The sequence below is a fragment of the Haloferula sp. genome (assembly GCF_049672945.1).
GTDB lineage: Bacteria > Verrucomicrobiota > Verrucomicrobiia > Verrucomicrobiales > Akkermansiaceae > Haloferula.
Genome location: NZ_JBATWY010000112.1, coordinates 1 through 17,485 on the forward strand (window position 1 = coordinate 1; position 17,485 = coordinate 17,485).

General features: G+C 58.7%; 14 protein-coding genes. 6 read left to right on the plus strand and 8 right to left on the minus strand.

The window, feature by feature from the left end; all coding sequences use genetic code 11:
• From WBG04_RS09735 to WBG04_RS09760, 6 genes are all read right to left on the minus strand, one after another.
• Positions 1-572: hypothetical protein (locus WBG04_RS09735; RefSeq protein WP_424314220.1), on the minus strand; the 572-nt coding region annotated here is incomplete at its 3' end.
• A gap of 73 nt (positions 573-645) precedes the next feature.
• Positions 646-1,794, minus strand: a complete 1,149-nt coding sequence (locus tag WBG04_RS09740) for a Gfo/Idh/MocA family protein (RefSeq protein ID WP_424314221.1) — start codon at positions 1,792-1,794, stop codon at positions 646-648.
• A gap of 15 nt (positions 1,795-1,809) precedes the next feature.
• Positions 1,810-3,120: a hypothetical protein gene (locus WBG04_RS09745; RefSeq protein ID WP_424314222.1), complete on the minus strand. Its 1,311-nt coding sequence runs from the start codon at positions 3,118-3,120 to the stop codon at positions 1,810-1,812.
• A 43-nt stretch (positions 3,121-3,163) separates the two neighbouring features.
• On the minus strand, positions 3,164-4,165 hold the full coding sequence (locus tag WBG04_RS09750) for a sugar phosphate isomerase/epimerase family protein (RefSeq protein ID WP_424314223.1): 1,002 nt from the start codon (positions 4,163-4,165) through the stop codon (positions 3,164-3,166).
• Between the two features lie 30 nt (positions 4,166-4,195).
• Positions 4,196-5,296 (minus strand): hypothetical protein, encoded by a 1,101-nt coding sequence (locus WBG04_RS09755; protein ID WP_424314224.1) that lies wholly within the window; start codon positions 5,294-5,296, stop codon positions 4,196-4,198.
• Between the two features lie 7 nt (positions 5,297-5,303).
• Complete coding sequence (locus tag WBG04_RS09760) at positions 5,304-6,386, minus strand: hypothetical protein (protein WP_424314225.1); 1,083 nt, start codon at positions 6,384-6,386, stop codon at positions 5,304-5,306.
• A 70-nt stretch (positions 6,387-6,456) separates the two neighbouring features.
• On the opposite strand from WBG04_RS09760, the gene WBG04_RS09765 reads away from it, so the two are divergent.
• The 6 genes from WBG04_RS09765 to WBG04_RS09790 all read left to right on the plus strand — a co-directional run bounded on the left by WBG04_RS09765 (position 6,457) and on the right by WBG04_RS09790 (position 12,804).
• Positions 6,457-7,932, plus strand: coding sequence for a sulfatase (locus WBG04_RS09765; protein ID WP_424314226.1), 1,476 nt, complete (start codon positions 6,457-6,459; stop codon positions 7,930-7,932).
• A 126-nt stretch (positions 7,933-8,058) separates the two neighbouring features.
• Positions 8,059-8,682 (plus strand): uracil phosphoribosyltransferase, encoded by a 624-nt coding sequence (gene upp, locus WBG04_RS09770; RefSeq protein ID WP_424314227.1) that lies wholly within the window; start codon positions 8,059-8,061, stop codon positions 8,680-8,682.
• A gap of 102 nt (positions 8,683-8,784) precedes the next feature.
• On the plus strand, positions 8,785-8,940 hold the full coding sequence (locus tag WBG04_RS09775) for a small basic protein (RefSeq protein WP_424314228.1): 156 nt from the start codon (positions 8,785-8,787) through the stop codon (positions 8,938-8,940).
• A gap of 94 nt (positions 8,941-9,034) precedes the next feature.
• Positions 9,035-9,901: a pseudouridine synthase gene (locus tag WBG04_RS09780; protein ID WP_424314229.1), complete on the plus strand. Its 867-nt coding sequence runs from the start codon at positions 9,035-9,037 to the stop codon at positions 9,899-9,901.
• A gap of 70 nt (positions 9,902-9,971) precedes the next feature.
• Entirely contained in the window at positions 9,972-11,924 is a 1,953-nt protein-coding gene (acs, locus tag WBG04_RS09785; protein ID WP_424314230.1) for an acetate--CoA ligase, read from the plus strand.
• 10 nt (positions 11,925-11,934) lie between these two features.
• Complete coding sequence (locus WBG04_RS09790) at positions 11,935-12,804, plus strand: hypothetical protein (RefSeq protein ID WP_424314231.1); 870 nt, start codon at positions 11,935-11,937, stop codon at positions 12,802-12,804.
• Positions 12,805-12,831: 27 nt separating this feature from the next.
• Here the strand turns inward: WBG04_RS09790 and WBG04_RS09795 are convergent, their stop codons facing one another.
• Positions 12,832-14,241, minus strand: coding sequence for a DUF1501 domain-containing protein (locus tag WBG04_RS09795; protein ID WP_424314232.1), 1,410 nt, complete (start codon positions 14,239-14,241; stop codon positions 12,832-12,834).
• The gene (locus WBG04_RS09800; protein ID WP_424314233.1) at positions 14,231-17,479 is read right to left on the minus strand and encodes a PSD1 and planctomycete cytochrome C domain-containing protein; all 3,249 of its coding nucleotides are present in this window, start codon (positions 17,477-17,479) and stop codon (positions 14,231-14,233) included. The genes WBG04_RS09795 and WBG04_RS09800 overlap by 11 nt, the downstream gene beginning before the upstream one ends.
• Between the last annotated feature and the right edge of the window lie 6 nt (positions 17,480-17,485).

Consider the following 17,485-nt stretch of genomic DNA (forward strand, 5'->3'; position numbering starts at 1 on the left):
CCAGGTTCGATCTTGATCGAGTTCACCCCAGCGAGCTTGCCACCCTTTCCGCCGATTACCTCGCCGAGCAGATTGCGGCCCTTGAGGCCACCCAGCCAGTCGTTGGGCATCGAGACACCCCATACCGTGACATCCTCGATCACGAGGTTTACTCCATTCTCATCCTCGTGAACGAGGAATCGAGCTTTCGCCTTGAGCGTGCTGCCTCCGATCACCGGAACGTCTTTGTCGAGAGGCATCTCAACACGCGCATGCACTGCGTCGGTTGCCAGCTCAAACTTCACCGTATCTCCCAGCGTGGTGTGTTCGTTGAGCAGCCCGTTGAGTTCCCTCTGAGTGAGCTCAATCTCACGCTTGCCCGGCTCATACGTCGGTTCCGCAGGCGCCTCCTGCTGAATCGCCTCGACCTTCTGTTCGACCACCTGCTTCTCCTCAGGCGACAGCACGACCGGGTCGATCGGACGATTCTGCCACCACCACACGCCACCCGCAATGAGGGCAAGGACAGCAACGATGAACAAACCCTTGATCAAACAAGAGCCCTTCTTTGGAGGAGCAGGCGAATCATTCATAATCGCCGCCCAGCTTCGTCCTCACGGCGAATATCGCAATGAGAACTTCGCTGTCAGATTGGAACGGCCAATCTCAGGACTGCTTGACCTCGACCCACTGCCCGGTGCGGGCCGACTCGAGGACCGCATCGCAAACATACTGGGTGCCGAGCGCGTTGCGGAAATCCGGATACTGTTTCTCGGCGGATGGATCATCCAGCGACTTCATGAATTCATAAAGGCCGTGGGTGAAGCTGTGCTCGTAGCCGAGACACAGACCCGGGACCCACCAGTTTCCAGCATAAGGCTGATCTCCATCGGTCACGTGGATGTTGCTCCAGCCGCGTCGATCACCCGGAACTCCGTGGTCGAAGTAGGAGAGCCGGTTGAGGTCGTGCAGGTCCCACGAAAGCGACTTGTTTTCACCATTGATTTCAAAAGTGTAGAGCGCCTTGTGGCCGCGAGCGTAGCGGGTGCTTTCAAAAATCGCCAACGATCCATTTTCAAAGCGGGCGAGGAAGGCGCAGGCATCATCAATCGTCACCGCCTGCTTCTCACCGGTTTCCTGATGCACGCGCTCCTTGATGAAGGTCTCGGTCATCGCGGAAACGGAGACGATGTTGCCGTTGATCCAGCGGGCCGTATCGATGCAGTGCGCCAGCAAATCACCGGTCACGCCCGATCCTGCGGCCGCCGCATCGAGACGCCACAAGGCCGCCCCGCCCTGAGGTAGGTCTTCGGAAATGGTCCAGTCCTGCAGGAAGTTCGCACGGTAGTGGAAAACGCGGCCGAGTTCACCAGCAGCCACGATATTCTTCGCGTGGGTGACGGCCGGCAGGAAGCGGTAGTTATACCAGACAAGGTTCGGAAGACCGGAAGCCTCGATAGCTTTCACCATCTCTTCACCTTCCTCGCCATTCAGTGCGAGCGGCTTTTCGCACAGCACCATCTTGCCGTGCTTGATGCACTCAAGCGCGATCTCGGCATGTGAGTTGTTAGGCGTGCAGATGTCGATCGCATCGATGTCATCACGCTTTACCAGCTCACGCCAGTCGGTTTCATACGAGGCGTAGCCCCACTTCTCGGCAAACTCCTTCACCGCTTCCTCGTTGCGACCGCAGACGGCCTGACGAACGGGCACGTGCTGGGTGTCGAAGAAGTGTTCGAGCTGCGAGTAGGCATTTGAGTGGGTCCGGCCCATGAAGCCGTAGCCGATAAGTCCGATTCGGATTTGCTTTTTCATGATAGTGGGAACGAGTTATTCGGCGTGAATACCGGGTGTTTTAGAATGCGCGTTTTGCGGGAAGTCGAAGGTCAGCACGAGCGGTTCAGTCCCCACGTTCTCAATCTCCACTCCGCCGCGATTCAGCGCAGCCTGGGTAATGAATCCGATCTCCGGATAGATTTCACCGAGCTTCATATCCTGGTGATATCGCACTTCGAGCTTTCCAACCCTCCCGCGTCCGCCATTCGTGTGGAACAACGCGGGGCTCTCCGGGCAGAAATTCGTCTTCGCGCCGGGTGCAAGGGTGAGACGGAGAATCGAGCACTTCTGGTCGCCAAGGAAATCGCCGTAAACAATCCACTGGGCATCCACGCCGTCGCCGGCGAATTCCTCAGCGATGATGGCCGGACGCGAATTCTTTTTCACGAAGTCCGGGTCCTGATTGGCTTTGAAGTCGAAGGTATCCACCAGGAACTCCCAGTCTTCATGCCGGTCCTTCGGATAGTCCTGTTCCCGGCAGGCATAAAACGCATCCGCTGCACCGATTCGGCCATCGAGCGTTCGGTCCTCGGCGAGGAAGTGCTCGTCCATCGTCACATGCAACTCGTGCGTGCAAAGGTCCGTCGGTGAGTGAAGCACGCCATTCGGCATCACGAAGCCGTTATCAAGCTGCATCATCGTATGCGGCGAAAGATGCCGTACCCCGTTGTATTCGCCTTGCCCCCAGCGCTTCATGCACGCCAGAAAATCATCCTTCGTGACGAACGGATACAGCCCCATGGCGGTGGTGTGATAATGCGACGGATTGACTCCGGGGTTGTCGAAGGAGTTGATGTCGTAAACCTCCCACTTTGACCAATGCAGGTGATGGGGAATCGGATTCAGGTTGTCGAACTTCTTGGAGACAATCGGCCAAGTGATTTCACCGAACAGTGATTCTGACACTGCCATGATCTTCTCGCCCATGACGGCTTTGGGATCGGCCGCAATCAAATCCTGCAGCGAGATGACTTGCCCGTCCGGCGTGAGCACGTGGGCTTCCCCTTCACGAAATGGTGCCTTTCCCGTGCGGGTATCGATGACGCCCGTCACAATGGGCACGGTGCAGCACATCCAGATCTCATCGAGCCCGGTTCCGCCCATGTAGTCCGGATAGTACGATTTCGCATCCAGACGGATTCGTTTCCCGGGGGTGCAAAATGTCCGGCCGGCATACCGGTGCAGAAGCTGAAGCACGCCGTCGTTCTGATTGAGGCAGTCATCGAGAATCGAATTCGATCCTCCATCGATGACATCGTGTTGCGGATACTCGTGCAGTTTCTCCGGGAGAGTTGAAGCAGCCATGGCAGATGGGTCTCTGAGATTAGGTGGTAGAGTGGCGGCAGCTTCAGAGCGCCTTATCGACGTCGATCATCGCCTTGAGGATGGCGTTCCAGGTGGCCGGATCCTCGAGGACCGAGTTGTCGAACATGCAGCCATCCCAGCAGATGTGCTCGATGCCGCGCTCGGCGGCGCCCTGCAGCCAGTACGTCGAGCACTTGGCGATATCGAGCTTGCCCTTCGGATCGTCCGCCGGGCAGTGGCGGCCGGTCTTGTCGTGACTGCCGGTGCCGTGCACCGTGCCGTCGTTCTGGGCGACGTGAAAGTCGATGGTCCACGGACGAAGCGCGTCCGTCATCGTCTTGTAGGCGGCCCAGAACTCGTCGTCCGAGTAGCCTTCCTTCAGCAGCGCGGCTTCAGGAGCGTTGTAGCCTAACAGGTAGAGATAGGTGTGCGCGAGGTCGGCCTGGAAACCGACGACGCCGGGAATGGCGGTCGCTTCCAGCGTATCGACCGCTGCCTTCCATGAATGGAAGCCACCCCAGCAGATCTCACCTTCCGCAGCGACGCGCTCGCCGTATTGCTCGGCGATCTTGCCCGCTTCGCGGAAAGTCTCGGCCACCTTGGCGGTGTTGCCGGCAGGGTCCTTGGCGAAATCCTCGGTGCCACCGGCGGTGTCGACCCGAATCACGCCCGACTTGCGGACGCCGTGGTCGTTGAGGATCTTGGCGATGCGGCAGGTCTTCTCGACAGCCAGCACGAAGTTCTTGCGATCCTCATCGGAACCGAAGGCCGGACCACCGACCGTGCCCGGCCAGACCGGCGCAACCAGCGATCCAACGGAAAGCCCGGCGCCCGCGATCTTGTCCGCCATCTTCTTGATCTCGTCCTCCGAAGCATCGGGATCGGTGTGCGGGTGGAAGATAAACAGATCGACGCCGTCGTATTTCCGACCGCCGACCTCGGCAGCGGTGGTGAGTTCGAGCATGTGATCGAGCGAGATCGGCGGGTGATCGGTATCGGGCTCCTTGCCAACCAGGCCGGGCCACATCGCATTATGGAGTTTCATGGTGTTCTTGGGGTTGTGGATTGAGAGATTTCAGAGAACGTGGGACCAGTCAACGGAGCACTCCACGGAGGCACCGTTTTCACCCGTGATCACCACCCGCTTCGGACCGTCGGGAAGAATACTCACGACCCGTCCGAACCCGGCGGGCACTTCAGCGACCGCCTGTACGATCCTCAGCGTCGTGGTTTCATCAGACCGGAAAGTTCGCGTCGTCGGAATTCCTTCCGCCGGCAAGTCGCTGGCCCTCGAGTCGTCGACCCGATCGCAAAAATGCGAACAGACCTCCTCGATTCCCACCCGGCCCGTATGCCGGCCGCTCCACGGACCATCCTGACGCCCGCCGTTCGACAGCCAGAACAGGGTCGAGGGAAAATCCGCAGGATCCTTCAGTGAAAACCAGACGTAGCCATCAAGCACCGCCGCCGACCACGCAAAGGGCTGCTCCTCGCTGGCCTCTTCGTTGACCATCATGACAAGATCCTCGAATCCCGGGCGCGCCGGGTAGCGGCTCAAATCCGTCGTCGATCCATCCGCCAGCGGGACCTCGCCCAACTCCACGAACTCTCCCCCGGATTCGAGTGCCTGGCTTTCACCCTTTTCAGGATCGGAAAACACCCCGCGATAGACTGAGCCCCACCTGAATGATGACACGCTCAGAAAGCCTTCTCCGTCAGCCACCTTCGAAAAATCGATAATCGGGTGATTGCCGTAGCTCCACTCACCATCCAGTCCCGCAATACGAAATTCATAGTAGATCGACGTCTCTCCGGATCGCAGCGAGATCTCTTTTTCAATCCGCGCCCCGCTATCCGGACAATCGATCCCGACGACCAGTCGCCCGTCGTCCCCCTCGATCCGGCTCCACTCGCCGTTGGCGGATGTGCCATGGGGAGGCCCGTCGTCCTGCGGTCCGAAGGGAAGGCAGAAGAAATCACCACGGAGCACCTTCAGCAACACGGGGAGCTGCTGATCGACCTCGTCCGGTTTCCACGGAGAAAGCGAGTAGGGAGAAACCTCACGCTCACCGAGCTGGAACCGCACCGGAGCCACATGCGCGCCCTCCCGCGTGACCGCGAGCGCCACCAATCCATTGCCAATCTTCCAGCAGTCTGCTCCGTGAATTCTCTCCATCACTTTTTCAGCGTGCCTCAAGCTTTCCGCGAACCACGAAATTGTTCAAGCGTCTCGCCACCGATTCCAGTCCGTCGGCCACGACCTGAGTGTAGGTCCGTCCATCGCAGGTGTCCACGCCGTGGCGCGGATCAAGCTCCCTCAGCGGAGCCAGCGCCACATCGTCGTGGCAGAACATCTCGACAAAAACCTGCTCGAGATTCCCCGTCTCCGCACAGGTCGCGAGCAGAGCGCCGACCCATCCGTCGTCGGTCGACAGACATCCGCGGGTCGTCTTCGCCGACGCATGAAACAGGCCCATGTCCCCAGCAGCAGCCATCTCTCGGATCAAAGCCTCATTCGCCGGAATATCGAGATCAGAATCACCGCAGTGGGCGGCATCGATGAGACACTTGAAGAATGATTTTCCAACCAACTCGTTCGCCGCTTTCACAAAAGTCCAGGCTCTCCCAAGATCGGTGAAGGTGTTGAACTCACCGGGTCTCAGGAATTCGATGTGCCACGCCTTCACGCAGGAATCCTCCAAGCCGGCCTCGCGATAAGCGCGGGCATGCAATTTCGCCAACTGGGCGACCGCGGCCTCGAAATCCGCCCCATCGCGTCTTCCCGCTCCGGCGTCCAGCCATTGCTCGATCGATGTCGATGCCACATGGACCACACCGTGCCTCTTTGCCGCTTCCAGCGATGGCAACAACTGCGCGACCACCGCATCCTCATCGTCGGGATTCATCGGGTCCGCTCCTCCCACCATCATCACCAGATGGACGATCAGGCCGAGTTCCTTGAATGCCTCAATCACGGCATCCAGTTCTTCGTCCAAAGTTCCGGGAAACACCGAAAGCTGCACGGCATCCAGACCGACAGGCGAACAATCGATGAGATCACGCAGCGCCTCAACAACCACCATTTCACCAGAGCTATTTCGTGGCATCCGCCCATTCTCGTCGGGGACGACACCTCCCACGAACTTGGCATGGGTCGGCACCACGCCCAACTCCACCTTGGCCTTGAGTGAAAAATCATTCATCATGCGTCGCGTGTCCTCAGAAAAGCTGATCTCCTTACTGGAGGGAGCCGCCTTCTTTGTCATTTCGTCATTTATTGCTCCACCAAATGTCGTGCTTTTTGCCGAAGTGACCCGACCTCACCCTCGACCCGACTTGAAATCACTCGCCATCCTTGCCGCCCTGACACTGCCAGCCATTGCCACCAACATTATTTTCATGATGGCCGATGACCTCGGCTACATGGATGTGGGATTCAACAATCCTGAAACTTTCTACGATACCCCCCACCTCAATCAGTTGGCGAGCGAGTCGCTCCGCTTCACCGCAGGCTACGCCGCCTGCCCGGTCTGCTCGCCGACGCGATCGTCGATCCTGACCGGCCAATACCCCGCACGCACCCGCAATACGGACTTTTTTGGTGCGCCCAACGGATTCGACCAGATCCCCGACGACTACGACCCGTCCAAAACCGGCCGCTTCGGCAAGCATGCGAACCGCCCGGTCCTCCCCGCTCCCTACTTGGAGAAGCTCGCCGCCGACCACACGACCCTCGCCGAGGCCCTGAAATCCAAGGGCTACGCCACCATGCACGCCGGCAAGTGGCATCTGGGAAAAAAGGGCTCATGGCCGGAAGACCACGGCTTCGACATCAATGTGGGAGGCACGGACCGCGGCGGCCCCTACGGCGGCGACAAGTATTTTTCCCCCTACGCGAACCCGAATCTCCCCAACGGTCCGAAGGGAGAACACCTCCCGGATCGCCTTGCCACGGAAGTCAGCAAGTTCATCAAGCAGCACAAGGACCAGCCTTTCTTTGTCTATCTCCCCTTTTACTCGGTTCATACCCCGCTCATGGCCCCCGAGGATCTGGTCAAAAAATACCGTCAGAAGCGAAAGGAACTCGGGCTCAAGGCGGAGTTCGGACCCGAGAATCCTCGCGAGAACCGCACCGTCCAGGAACATGCGGTCTACGCCGGCATGGTCGAATCCATGGACCGCGCCGTTGGCAAAGTCATGCAGGCTCTCGACGACAACGGACTCACGGACGACACCATCGTCATCTTTTTCTCCGACAACGGCGGCCTCTCGACCTCAGAAGGCTCCCCCACCAGCAACCTCCCCTACCGAGCGGGCAAAGGCTGGATGTATGAAGGAGGCATCAGGGAGCCGCTGATCGTTCGCTGGCCGAAGGCGATCAAAGGCGGCGAGGTCTGCGAGACTCCCGTCATTTCCACCGACTTTTACCCGACTCTCCTGGAAGCCTGCGGATTCGAACTACTCCCCGATCAGCATCAGGACGGCACCAGTTTCCTCACTCTGCTGAAAAATCCGACCGCGTCCCACTCCCGGGCCCCACTCTTCTGGCACTATCCCCACTGGGGCAATCAAGGTGGCATCCCATCATCCGCGATCCGCGATGGGAACTGGAAGCTCATCGATTACTACTGGAAAAAGGACATCGAACTCTTCGATCTCAGCAAGGACCCCGGCGAGCGCCACAACCTCGCCAAGGCCGAGCCGGAAATCGCCGCCAAGCTCAAAGCCCAACTCGACGCCCTGCGCAAAGAAACCGACGCCCTCGCACCAGCACCCAATCCGAAGGCGAAAAAAGACTTCAGCAAGTGGTAGATCCGCCTCGAGCGGCTTCTCGTCCCGCCCTCAAATAATGGACTGAGCTCCCTCGCCTCTGAGCGACGAGGGCGTTGCTCCTCCATTGGTGATTGGAGGCCGGACCGTAAACTGCTCTCCTCACTCATGCTTCACATCGTCGACCACCCGCTGATCCAAGCAGAGCTCACCGCCCTTCGCGACCGCCACTGTCCGGGCACCGCTTTTCGCCAACACCTGCGCCGAATCTCCTCGCTGATGGTTCCAGCCGTCACCGCCGATTTCACCACCCGCCCCATCCCTTGCGAGACCCCGCTGGAGATCACCACGGGCGTCGCCGCCGAACGCGGCATCGTCCTCACCCCGGTCCTGAGAGCCGGCCTCGGCTTTCTCGACGGCTTTTTCGACCTCCTCCCGCAGGCTTCGGTCGCCCACATCGGCCTCGCCCGCAATGAGAAGACGCTGCTCCCGGAGCCCTACTACATGAAAGTCCCGCCAAACCTGGCCGACTGCGAGGTGATCCTCCTCGACCCGATGCTCGCGACCGGCGGTTCGGCCGTCGAAGCCCTACGCAACCTCAAGAATGCCGGGGCCAAGCACCTGCGATTCGTCTGCCTTGTGGCCTCTCCCGAGGGGATCCAGACCTTCGAGGACGCGATGCCGGGAGTGCCGATCTTCACCGCCGCCGTCGATCGCTGCCTGAACGACCACGGCTACATCCTGCCGGGCCTCGGAGACGCCGGTGACCGGCTTTTCGGCACTGCCGGGTGATTTCCGACCGGAAACTCGATTCTCGGGTGTTTTTCCCATTGCCATCCTCGCACTTGGCTCCTAGTTTCCGCGCCCCGCGACCTGAATCCCGCGATTTTTCCCATGTCCAAGCACAGCACTCTCAAGCTCAAAGGTGGCGCCGAAGGTAAGCGCTCCGTCATGAAGCGCTTCGAACGCGTCAAGATCCTCAAGGCCCGCGGCCTGTGGAAAGATGGTCGTAGCCCGATCGGTCTTCCAAAGACCAAGGGTGAGGATTGATTCCTCCCTCCATTCGCTTTTCCTTTCAAAGAGCGCGGTCCTTTTACGGGGATCGCGCCTTTTCTGTATCTGGCAATCCTCTTAATCTGTTCTCATGAGCGACGGAACCCGCCTCAACAAGTACCTCGCCTCCTGCGGCGTCGGATCTCGCCGCGCCTGTGACCTCCTCGTCCAGGAAGGCCACGTCGAGATCAACGGCCACCCTTGTCTCAGCCCCGCGCAGAAAGTTCAACCCGGCGATTTCGTCAAGGTCGACGGTCGGCGCGTGATCGCCAAGCAGACCAACGTCATCATGATGCACAAGCCGCGGGGCCTGGTCTGCACGAAGGCCGACGAACTTGGACGGAACACCATTTACGAACTGCTCCCCGGCTCGCTCCAGCACCTCAACCACGTCGGCAGGCTCGACCGGGAATCCGAGGGACTGCTGATCATGACCAATGACGGCACGCTTTCCCAAAGCTTGCTCCATCCCTCGAAGAACATCGAAAAGGAGTACATCGTCACCGCCAACCAGATCGTTCGCGACGACCACCTCGACCAGTTTCTCTCCGGCCTCTACACCGAGGATGGCAAGCTCCAGGCAAAGGAGATCGAACGCCTTTCCCCGCGCCGGATCCGCATCGTCCTCATCACCGGCCACAAACGGCAGATCCGGATGATGTTCAAGACCCTCGGATACAGCGTGCAGCGCCTGGTCCGGATTCGCATCGGATCCTTCCAACTGACCGATATCCCGCCCGGAAAGTGGCGTCCCATTTCCGAGGAAGAGATCGCCCTGATCAAAACCAATCCCGAGAAGAAAAAGCGAATCAAGGCCCGCCGCACGCCTCGTTCGAAAGAGGCCAAGGAAGCGGGACGCCGACCTGCCCGAAAAGCGGCCAAAAAGGCAGCCAAGAAGTCACTTCGCCGCCCGCCTGCTGGCCTCGCCAAAAAACAGTCACTCAAGCGGAAATATTGAGTAGCGGGCACCGCTCTGGGATTGTTAGCTCTTTCAACCAGAAGCCAGCCCCCCAGAAACCCAAGAAACCATGAGCAACAATATCGAGAGCCACCAGACCGAGCACCGGATCTTCAAACCCTCCAAAGCGTTTTCCAAGAAGGCGCGGATCTCGAGCATGGCCCAGTATAAGAAGCTTTGGAAGGAATCCGTCGAAAGCCCGAAGAAGTTCTGGGCGCGCGAAGCCAAGGAGCTGTGCTGGCAAAAGAAGTGGAAAAAGGCGCTCGATTGGAAGGCCCCCGATGCCAAGTGGTTCATCGGCGGCAAACTCAATGTCAGCGAAAGCTGTGTCGACCGTCACGCCAAGGGCCCGCGCAAAAACAAGGCCGCCATTATTTTCGAAGGAGAACCCGGCGACAAGCGGGTGATCACCTACGCGCAGCTCCACCGCGAAGTCTGCAAGTTTGCCAACGTACTCCTCGCTCAAGGGGTGAAACCCAAGGACCGGGTCCTCATCTACATGCCGATGATTCCCGAAGCTGCCTTCGCGATGCTTGCCTGTGCCAGGATCGGTGCCGTCCACTCCGTCGTCTTCGGTGGCTTCTCCGCCGACTCGATTTTTGACCGGCTCGAGGACTCCGGTGCCGAGCACATCATCACGGCCGATGGAGGTTGGCGACGAGGCAAGATCGTTCCACTAAAGAACAACGTCGACGAGGCGATCAAGAACCTCAAGACGATCCAAAGCGTGATCGTGGTCAAACGCACCGGCCAGAAGATCACGATGAAGAGGGGCCGCGACCACTGGCTGCACGACCTTGAGGCAAAAGTCTCCGCCAAACATGAAGCCGAGCCGTTCGACTCCGAGCATCCGCTTTTCATTCTCTACACTTCCGGTTCGACCGGGAAACCCAAAGGCATCCTTCATACCTCGGGCGGTTACCTCACCGGTGCCTACACCACCTGCAAGTATATCTTCGATATGCGGGACGATGACGTCTACTGGTGCACCGCCGATGTCGGTTGGATCACCGGACATACCTATGTCGTCTATGGACCCATGGCAATGGGCGTGACCCAGGTCATGTACGAAGGCGCCCCGAATCAACCCGACTTCGGACGCTTCTGGCAAATGGTCGAGGAATACGGCGTCTCGATTTTCTATACCGCACCGACCGCCATCCGCGCCTTCATCAAGGCTGGCGACGAGTTTCCCGAAAAGCACGACCTTTCCTCACTACGCCTGCTCGGCACCGTCGGCGAACCGATCAACCCCGAAGCCTGGATGTGGTATTACAACAAGATCGGCGGTGGCCGCTGTCCGATCGTCGATACCTGGTGGCAAACGGAGACTGGGGCGATCATGATCACGCCACTGCCGGGTTGCACCCCGACCAAACCCGGCACCGCCACCCTGCCCTTCTTCGGCATCGACGCCGCGATCCTCGATGAGTCGGGCAAGGAAATGAAAGCCAATCAGGGCGGTCGACTCGTTATCCGCCAGCCATGGCCTTCGATGGCACGCACCATTTACGGCGACAAATCCCGCTTCAGGAAAACCTACTGGTCGAACTACAAAGGCATTTACACCGCCGGTGATGGAGCACGCCGTGACAAGAAAGGGAATTTCTGGATCGTCGGCCGTCTCGATGATGTCCTCAACGTCTCCGGTCACCGCCTTGGCACCGCCGAAGTCGAAAGCGCGCTCGTCGCTCACCCTGCCGTCGCCGAAGCCGCGGTGGTCGGAAGGCCTCACGACATCAAAGGCCAAGCCGTCGTGGCATTCGTTACCTTGAAGGGCAAACACAAGGAATCCGCCGCACTCCAAACCGAACTCCGCAACCACGTCGGCAAGTCCATCGGTGCCATCGCCAAACCTGACGACCTGCATTTCGCTCCGAGCTTGCCCAAAACCCGCTCGGGGAAAATCATGCGCCGTCTGCTCAAGGAACTCGTCGAGACCGGCGACGTTTCAGGCAACACCACCACCCTCGAAGACTTCGAGGTCATCGCCATCCTGAAGAAGAAGCTCAGCGAGGAATAATTGGCCATCCATGACAACGACACGATACTTCCTGGCACGGGTGGCACTGGCTTTCGGAATCAACCGACGCCAGAACCGCATGGCTGATGCCGCCTCGGAGACCCACTTGCTCCGCGAAGCCGAGCAAATCCTCGGCGAGCGTATCTGGGAAAATGTCGAAGACGTCGAGGAGTTGGGTATCGAATACTGGAACCTGCGACGCCTCTTCTCGGAAAAGGAGCGTTTGCAGAAGGATCTCGCCAAATCTCAGGAGATCCTCACCGAGGCTCATGAACAGCGGGCTGCGCTTCTCAGCGAGCGCTCCGTAGAACAGGATCATCTCGAAGAAGCTCGCCGCGACCGGATCTCAGAACTCGAGACCCTCGCGCACAGCCGTGACACCGTGGTGACCAAGGCTCGCGAGGTCCGTCGACTCTACGACGGCCTGAAAACCAAACTCGAAGTTCTCAAGGAGGAATCCCGCGAGGAATCGGATGTCCTCGAGAAGACCAAGACCCGCATGGCCGAGTTACGCAGTTCTTTTGAAAAACTCAAAGCCGATCGGGATCGCATCGCGCGGGAAATCAAGACCTTCGACACCAAGCTCAACGATATCGACAAGCAACTCGATGCCGAGCGGAAAAGACACCGCGACGAGGCCGCCGGTGCCTTCCAACAGATCGGCGATGCCAACCGGGCCATTTCCGAATACAAAGCCGAGCTCGGCCTGATCGAGACGCGTATGCAGCAGCTGTTCGGCGAAATTGGCCGCCATGTCAGCCGTCACGCCCTCGTTGATCCAGGCTGCCGATCCGCCGTCCATACCCAGCGCCCGATGGTCGACGTCATGGCTCAGCTGCGCAAATCGATCAAGTTGAACCATCGACTGACAGGCAACTGATCCGTCGGTCTCCTGTGCAACGATTCTCTAAACCAGAATCTCGGGAATGATCTCGCCGTGCACATCGGTGAGCCGGGTGTCACGCCCGCCATACCGGAATGTCAATTGTGTGTGATCCATCCCCATGAGGTGGAGCATGTTGGCATGCAGATCGTGAACCGTCATTTTCTTGTCGATGACTCGATAGCCATACTCATCGGTTTCCCCGTAGGTCATGCCACCACGGACGCCCCCACCCGCCATCCAGATACTGAAACCCTGCGGGTTGTGATCCCGACCATCCCTTCCCTGAGCGAAGGGCGTCCGGCCGAACTCGCCGGCGAAAACCACCAGCGTTGATTCAAGCAAGCCGCGTGACTTCAGATCCTTGAGAAGGCCAGCAATCGGTTGATCAACCATCGCCGCATTGGCTTCATGACCCTCTTTCAGCTTCGAGTGCTGGTCCCAGCGGTCACCTCCCGCTTTGTCGATCGTCAACTCGATGAACCGAACACCGCGCTCAACAAGTCGGCGTGCCATCAGGCACTGAGCCCCGTAGGTCCGAGTCGCCTTGGTCTTCGAGTCGAGGCCATACAAACTCTTCGTCGCCTTGCTCTCCGTCTCCAGATCCGCCACGTCGGGCACCGACATCTGCATGCGATAGGCCATTTCATAGTTCCTGATCGCGGACCGGATCGCCTCGGAATCCTCACGCTGCCTTGCCAGGCTTCCATCAATTTCACGCAGGAAATCCAGCTTTCGCCGCTGTATCGCCGTAGATGCCTCCCGCGGCGAGATATTCTTGAGCACCTGCCCATGGGGCAGGAAAATCGAGGGTTCGTGGGCCGCCGACAGGAAGCCATTGCCCATCGATTGCATCCCGCCGCTCGGAACCTGACCGCCATGAATCACGACATAACTTGGCAGATCCCGACCCTCGGTCCCAAGACCATAGGAAGCCCAAGCTCCCATACTCGGCCGACCTGTTAGAATATGCCCACTGTGGAGCGAATAAACGGCATTCGGGTGATTGGGTGAAAAGGAAGTCATCGAACGCAACACGCACAAGTCATCCGCACAACTACCGATGTGGGGAAACAGATCACTGATCGGCAGCCCGCTCTCGCCATAATTCCTGAACTCCCACGGACTCTTGAGAATGTTTCCGTTGTTGTTGAAGACCGTTTTGTCGACCTGGAACTTCGGCTTCTGGCCATTCTCCTTCGCCAGAAGCGGCTTCGGATCAAAGCTGTCCACATGCGATACCCCGCCGTCCATGAAGAGGAAAATCACCTGCTTCGCCCGGGGTGGAAAATGGGGGGAAACCGGGCGCAACCCGGCGGACTCCCCCCGGGCCTGATCCTGCATCAGACTCGCCAGGGCCAGGGACCCGAAACCCATCGCTCCGCGCCCCATGAACTCGCGGCGCCTGAGGAAACCCGCTGCATCAAAAGACATAAAGAAACTCCTTTCGATTGATCATCAGATGACAAAGGGCTTTCCAGGCCACCACTTCGCGACCCTCCTCCCGGAACTCCTCGAGCACCTCCTTCGCCCACGCCATCTCTTCATCTGTTGCGGAGCGGGAAAAGGCCTGAAGATGAAGACGTTCGATCCGGACCTCAACCCCTGGAACCAACATCAGGGACTTCGCCCATGCCTCCGCCTGCTGATGAACAAAGCGGTGATTCATCAAGGTCAGTGATTGGGCTGGCACATTTGTTTGCTGACGCTGGCCCACCGGAGCGCTGGGATCGGGGAGATTGAAAGCCCTCTGGAAGCTCGGCAGGTAACTCCGCCTCATGGTCTGGTAGATCGATCTTCTCCCGGCACCATCCAACGGGCCGTTGCGTGGCATTGCCCTGCTGGGCAGCTGATCATCCGTATTCACATCGATACACTCCCCATAAAGATCACGCTTCAGCTCGCCGCTCACCTGCAGAATGTGATCCCTTAGCGACTCCGCATCCATCCGCTGAACCGCCATGTGCTGCAGAAAAAGGTTCTTCGGATCCTCATCCCTCACCCCGGCACCCGGAACCGACACCATCCGGTAGGTTCTCGAAGTCACCAGGTCACGGATCAATCGCTTGGTCGACCAACCCTCGTCGATGAAACGCCGCGCCATGAAATCAAGCAATTCGGGATGACTTGGTTTCTCCCCCATTTTCCCGAAGTCGTCGACCGAAGACACCAGTCCGTTTCCAAAAATTCGCGACCAGATTCGATTCACCCTTACTCGGGCCGTGAGAAAATCCGAAGTTGTCAGGAGGTGCTCGGCGTACTCGAGGCGACCACTCTTTCCCTTGCCGATGCGTGATCCACCAAACACGTCGAGATAATGCTTCGGATTGGGTTCCTTGCTCGGTTGCTTGTGACTACCCCGGACGTAGACCGGTTCGTCATAGTGAGTCCCATCGACGAGACTTCTCACATATCGAGGCTGCGGTAGCTTTTCATGCAGTCTCCTCAAACCATCGAGCAATCCCTCAAGCTCCCCGACCAAGGGATCGACTCGGACCAGTCCTTCCCCAAACAAGGCACCGACAAGATCCGCTTCATGTCCATCGATCTGACTCGACGCGGCACCCGCCACCAAATCCACAATACCTTCGGCAATCAGTTGCGGGTCACGGTCGATCCAGTAGTTGTCGAAAAACCCGAAATCCACTTTACCCAGAAGCGCCACATGGGCCCGGTCCGAAGGCTGTGTGACTTCCTGCTTCGGCGAAACACATTGCATCTCACGACCGTGATGAAGCACCTCAAGATAGGCCGGCTCCCCCTGCCAAAGCTCCGTTGGAATGCTGACCCGGGTCATACGCGATGAATCAACATTGAATCTCAAAACCCCCGTAGTGGGCCCCATGCCCGTCATCTCGTAGTTTCTCACGATCAAATTGACCGCCGCCTCACGCCCTCTCACCCACAACTCGATCGGCTTGCCATCGAGAATGAAATCCTCGCTTCTCAAAACGCCATCGAGTCGCGGCGCCTTCAACCCACTCGCCGCCCCATGGCTGCTCCCGCTACGGATGATCGAAGGATGATCCAGATCAACCGTGAACGCCGGTTCATCGACCCACTCGAAGCCCCGCCCCTGAATCGTCCACTTGAAGCGCCGATCCATCACATACGGAGGTTTGGATGACCTTCCCCACCTGGAGGCCTTCCCGACAAGAGCCCGGCGCAAACCATTCAATTCGGGAATATCCTCGTCGAGCCACAAGAACAGGAACCAGTTCGCCACCTCCCTACCGGTCTCAGGCCCAATTTCACGGGAGGCCTTTGCAACGACGCTGCTTCTGAGCTCTTGGAGTGCTTTTGCATCCCTGCGGGCCTTTTCCAGAAGCTTCTTCAACTCAGGATCATCACCAAGATCCACGGCAGAACCGATCACCTCGACCAGCTCCCCACCCTGACCAACAGCTCCTTCAAGCACCGCGGACACCACCCGGGATTGGTGGGCTTTCAATTTCTCCAGCACCTCCTCGTGTCGGACCGAAAGCGAACGGATGTTTGCATAATGCAGCCTCGAACTACGAAGCATCCCGTAGAACGAATAGTAATCCGCTGCCGTAATTGCGTCGAACTTGTGATCATGACACTTCGCACAAGCCACGGTCAGCCCCTGAAACGCCACCGTCGCCGTATTGATCATACCGTCGAAAACCCGCGCTTCATCCACATGAAGATCCGGCGGTCCATGCTGGCCATCCGTTGACAGCAGGAAACCCGGACCGATCACCGACTCATTGATTCCCGTCGCCGGATCGATCCGGGGTGATTCCAGAAGGTCACCCGCAAAGGCCTCCCTGACGAACTGGTCGTAGGGAATGTCCCTATTGAAAGCCCTGATCAGATAGTCCCGGTACTCGTTCCCATAAGGAATCGTATAGTCCTGTTCGAAAGCCTTGGAGTCGGCATATCTGACCACATCCATCCAATGCCTGGCAAATCGCTCCCCGTAGTGGGGGGAATCGAGCAAACGATCCACCTGGCGTTCATAGGCATCCTCGGAATCATCCATCAGAAACGCCTCGAGTTCCTCGGGTGTCGGAGCCAGACCCGTGAGAGCCAGGCTCACACGCCGTAGGAGGGTTGCCTTGTCGGCACCCTCGGCTGGCTTCCACGCTTTCTCCTCAAGCCGCGAAAGAATGAATCGATCATAGTCGTTGATTGGCCAGGACTCATCCCGGACGTCCGGGGCCGAGCTTTCAATCAATGGCTGAAGCGACCACCAGTCGCTGCGCGCCTCGAGATCGAAATCACTCACTGCGACCGCCTCGCCAATCTCCTCGTCTCGAGGATCCGGAGCTCCTCGCACAATCCACTCTTCAAGGCTCGCAATCTCATCATTTGACAGCTTGCTCTTCGGCGGCATGGCTTCGAAATCGGGATCGTGATGTACCATGCGGATCATCAAGCTCCGTTGCGGGTTGTTCAGATCAATGACGGAACCACCGCTATCGCCTCCAGCCTCCCACCCAGCCCGTCGGTCGAGCAGCAGACCTCCCTTGCTTTTCCCAGCCTTCTCCGAGTGACATTCGTAGCAGTGGCTTGAGAGCAAGGGCCGGATCTTCGCTTCGAAAAAGGACCGATCCTCAGCGTTCAATGGGCTCTCTTCTCCGGCGCTCACTGGGAGCCCAAGCACCCAAGGAACGGCAGTAGCGAGAACGAGGGCGTGGCGAAACATGATCGA

What these genes read in the sequence shown, in the direction of transcription:
- WBG04_RS09745 (WP_424314222.1), bottom strand. Translation starts at nt 3,120, where the DNA reads ATGGCTGCTTCAACTCTCCCGGAGAAACTGCACGAGTATCCGCAACAC.
- WBG04_RS09795 (WP_424314232.1), bottom strand. Translation starts at nt 14,241, where the DNA reads ATGTCTTTTGATGCAGCGGGTTTCCTCAGGCGCCGCGAGTTCATGGGG.
- upp (WP_424314227.1), top strand. Translation starts at nt 8,059, where the DNA reads ATGCTTCACATCGTCGACCACCCGCTGATCCAAGCAGAGCTCACCGCC.
- WBG04_RS09790 (WP_424314231.1), top strand. Translation starts at nt 11,935, where the DNA reads ATGACAACGACACGATACTTCCTGGCACGGGTGGCACTGGCTTTCGGA.
- WBG04_RS09750 (WP_424314223.1), bottom strand. Translation starts at nt 4,165, where the DNA reads ATGAAACTCCATAATGCGATGTGGCCCGGCCTGGTTGGCAAGGAGCCC.
- WBG04_RS09760 (WP_424314225.1), bottom strand. Translation starts at nt 6,386, where the DNA reads ATGACAAAGAAGGCGGCTCCCTCCAGTAAGGAGATCAGCTTTTCTGAG.
- WBG04_RS09775 (WP_424314228.1), top strand. Translation starts at nt 8,785, where the DNA reads ATGTCCAAGCACAGCACTCTCAAGCTCAAAGGTGGCGCCGAAGGTAAG.
- WBG04_RS09800 (WP_424314233.1), bottom strand. Translation starts at nt 17,479, where the DNA reads ATGTTTCGCCACGCCCTCGTTCTCGCTACTGCCGTTCCTTGGGTGCTT.
- WBG04_RS09755 (WP_424314224.1), bottom strand. Translation starts at nt 5,296, where the DNA reads ATGGAGAGAATTCACGGAGCAGACTGCTGGAAGATTGGCAATGGATTG.
- WBG04_RS09740 (WP_424314221.1), bottom strand. Translation starts at nt 1,794, where the DNA reads ATGAAAAAGCAAATCCGAATCGGACTTATCGGCTACGGCTTCATGGGC.
- WBG04_RS09780 (WP_424314229.1), top strand. Translation starts at nt 9,035, where the DNA reads ATGAGCGACGGAACCCGCCTCAACAAGTACCTCGCCTCCTGCGGCGTC.
- acs (WP_424314230.1), top strand. Translation starts at nt 9,972, where the DNA reads ATGAGCAACAATATCGAGAGCCACCAGACCGAGCACCGGATCTTCAAA.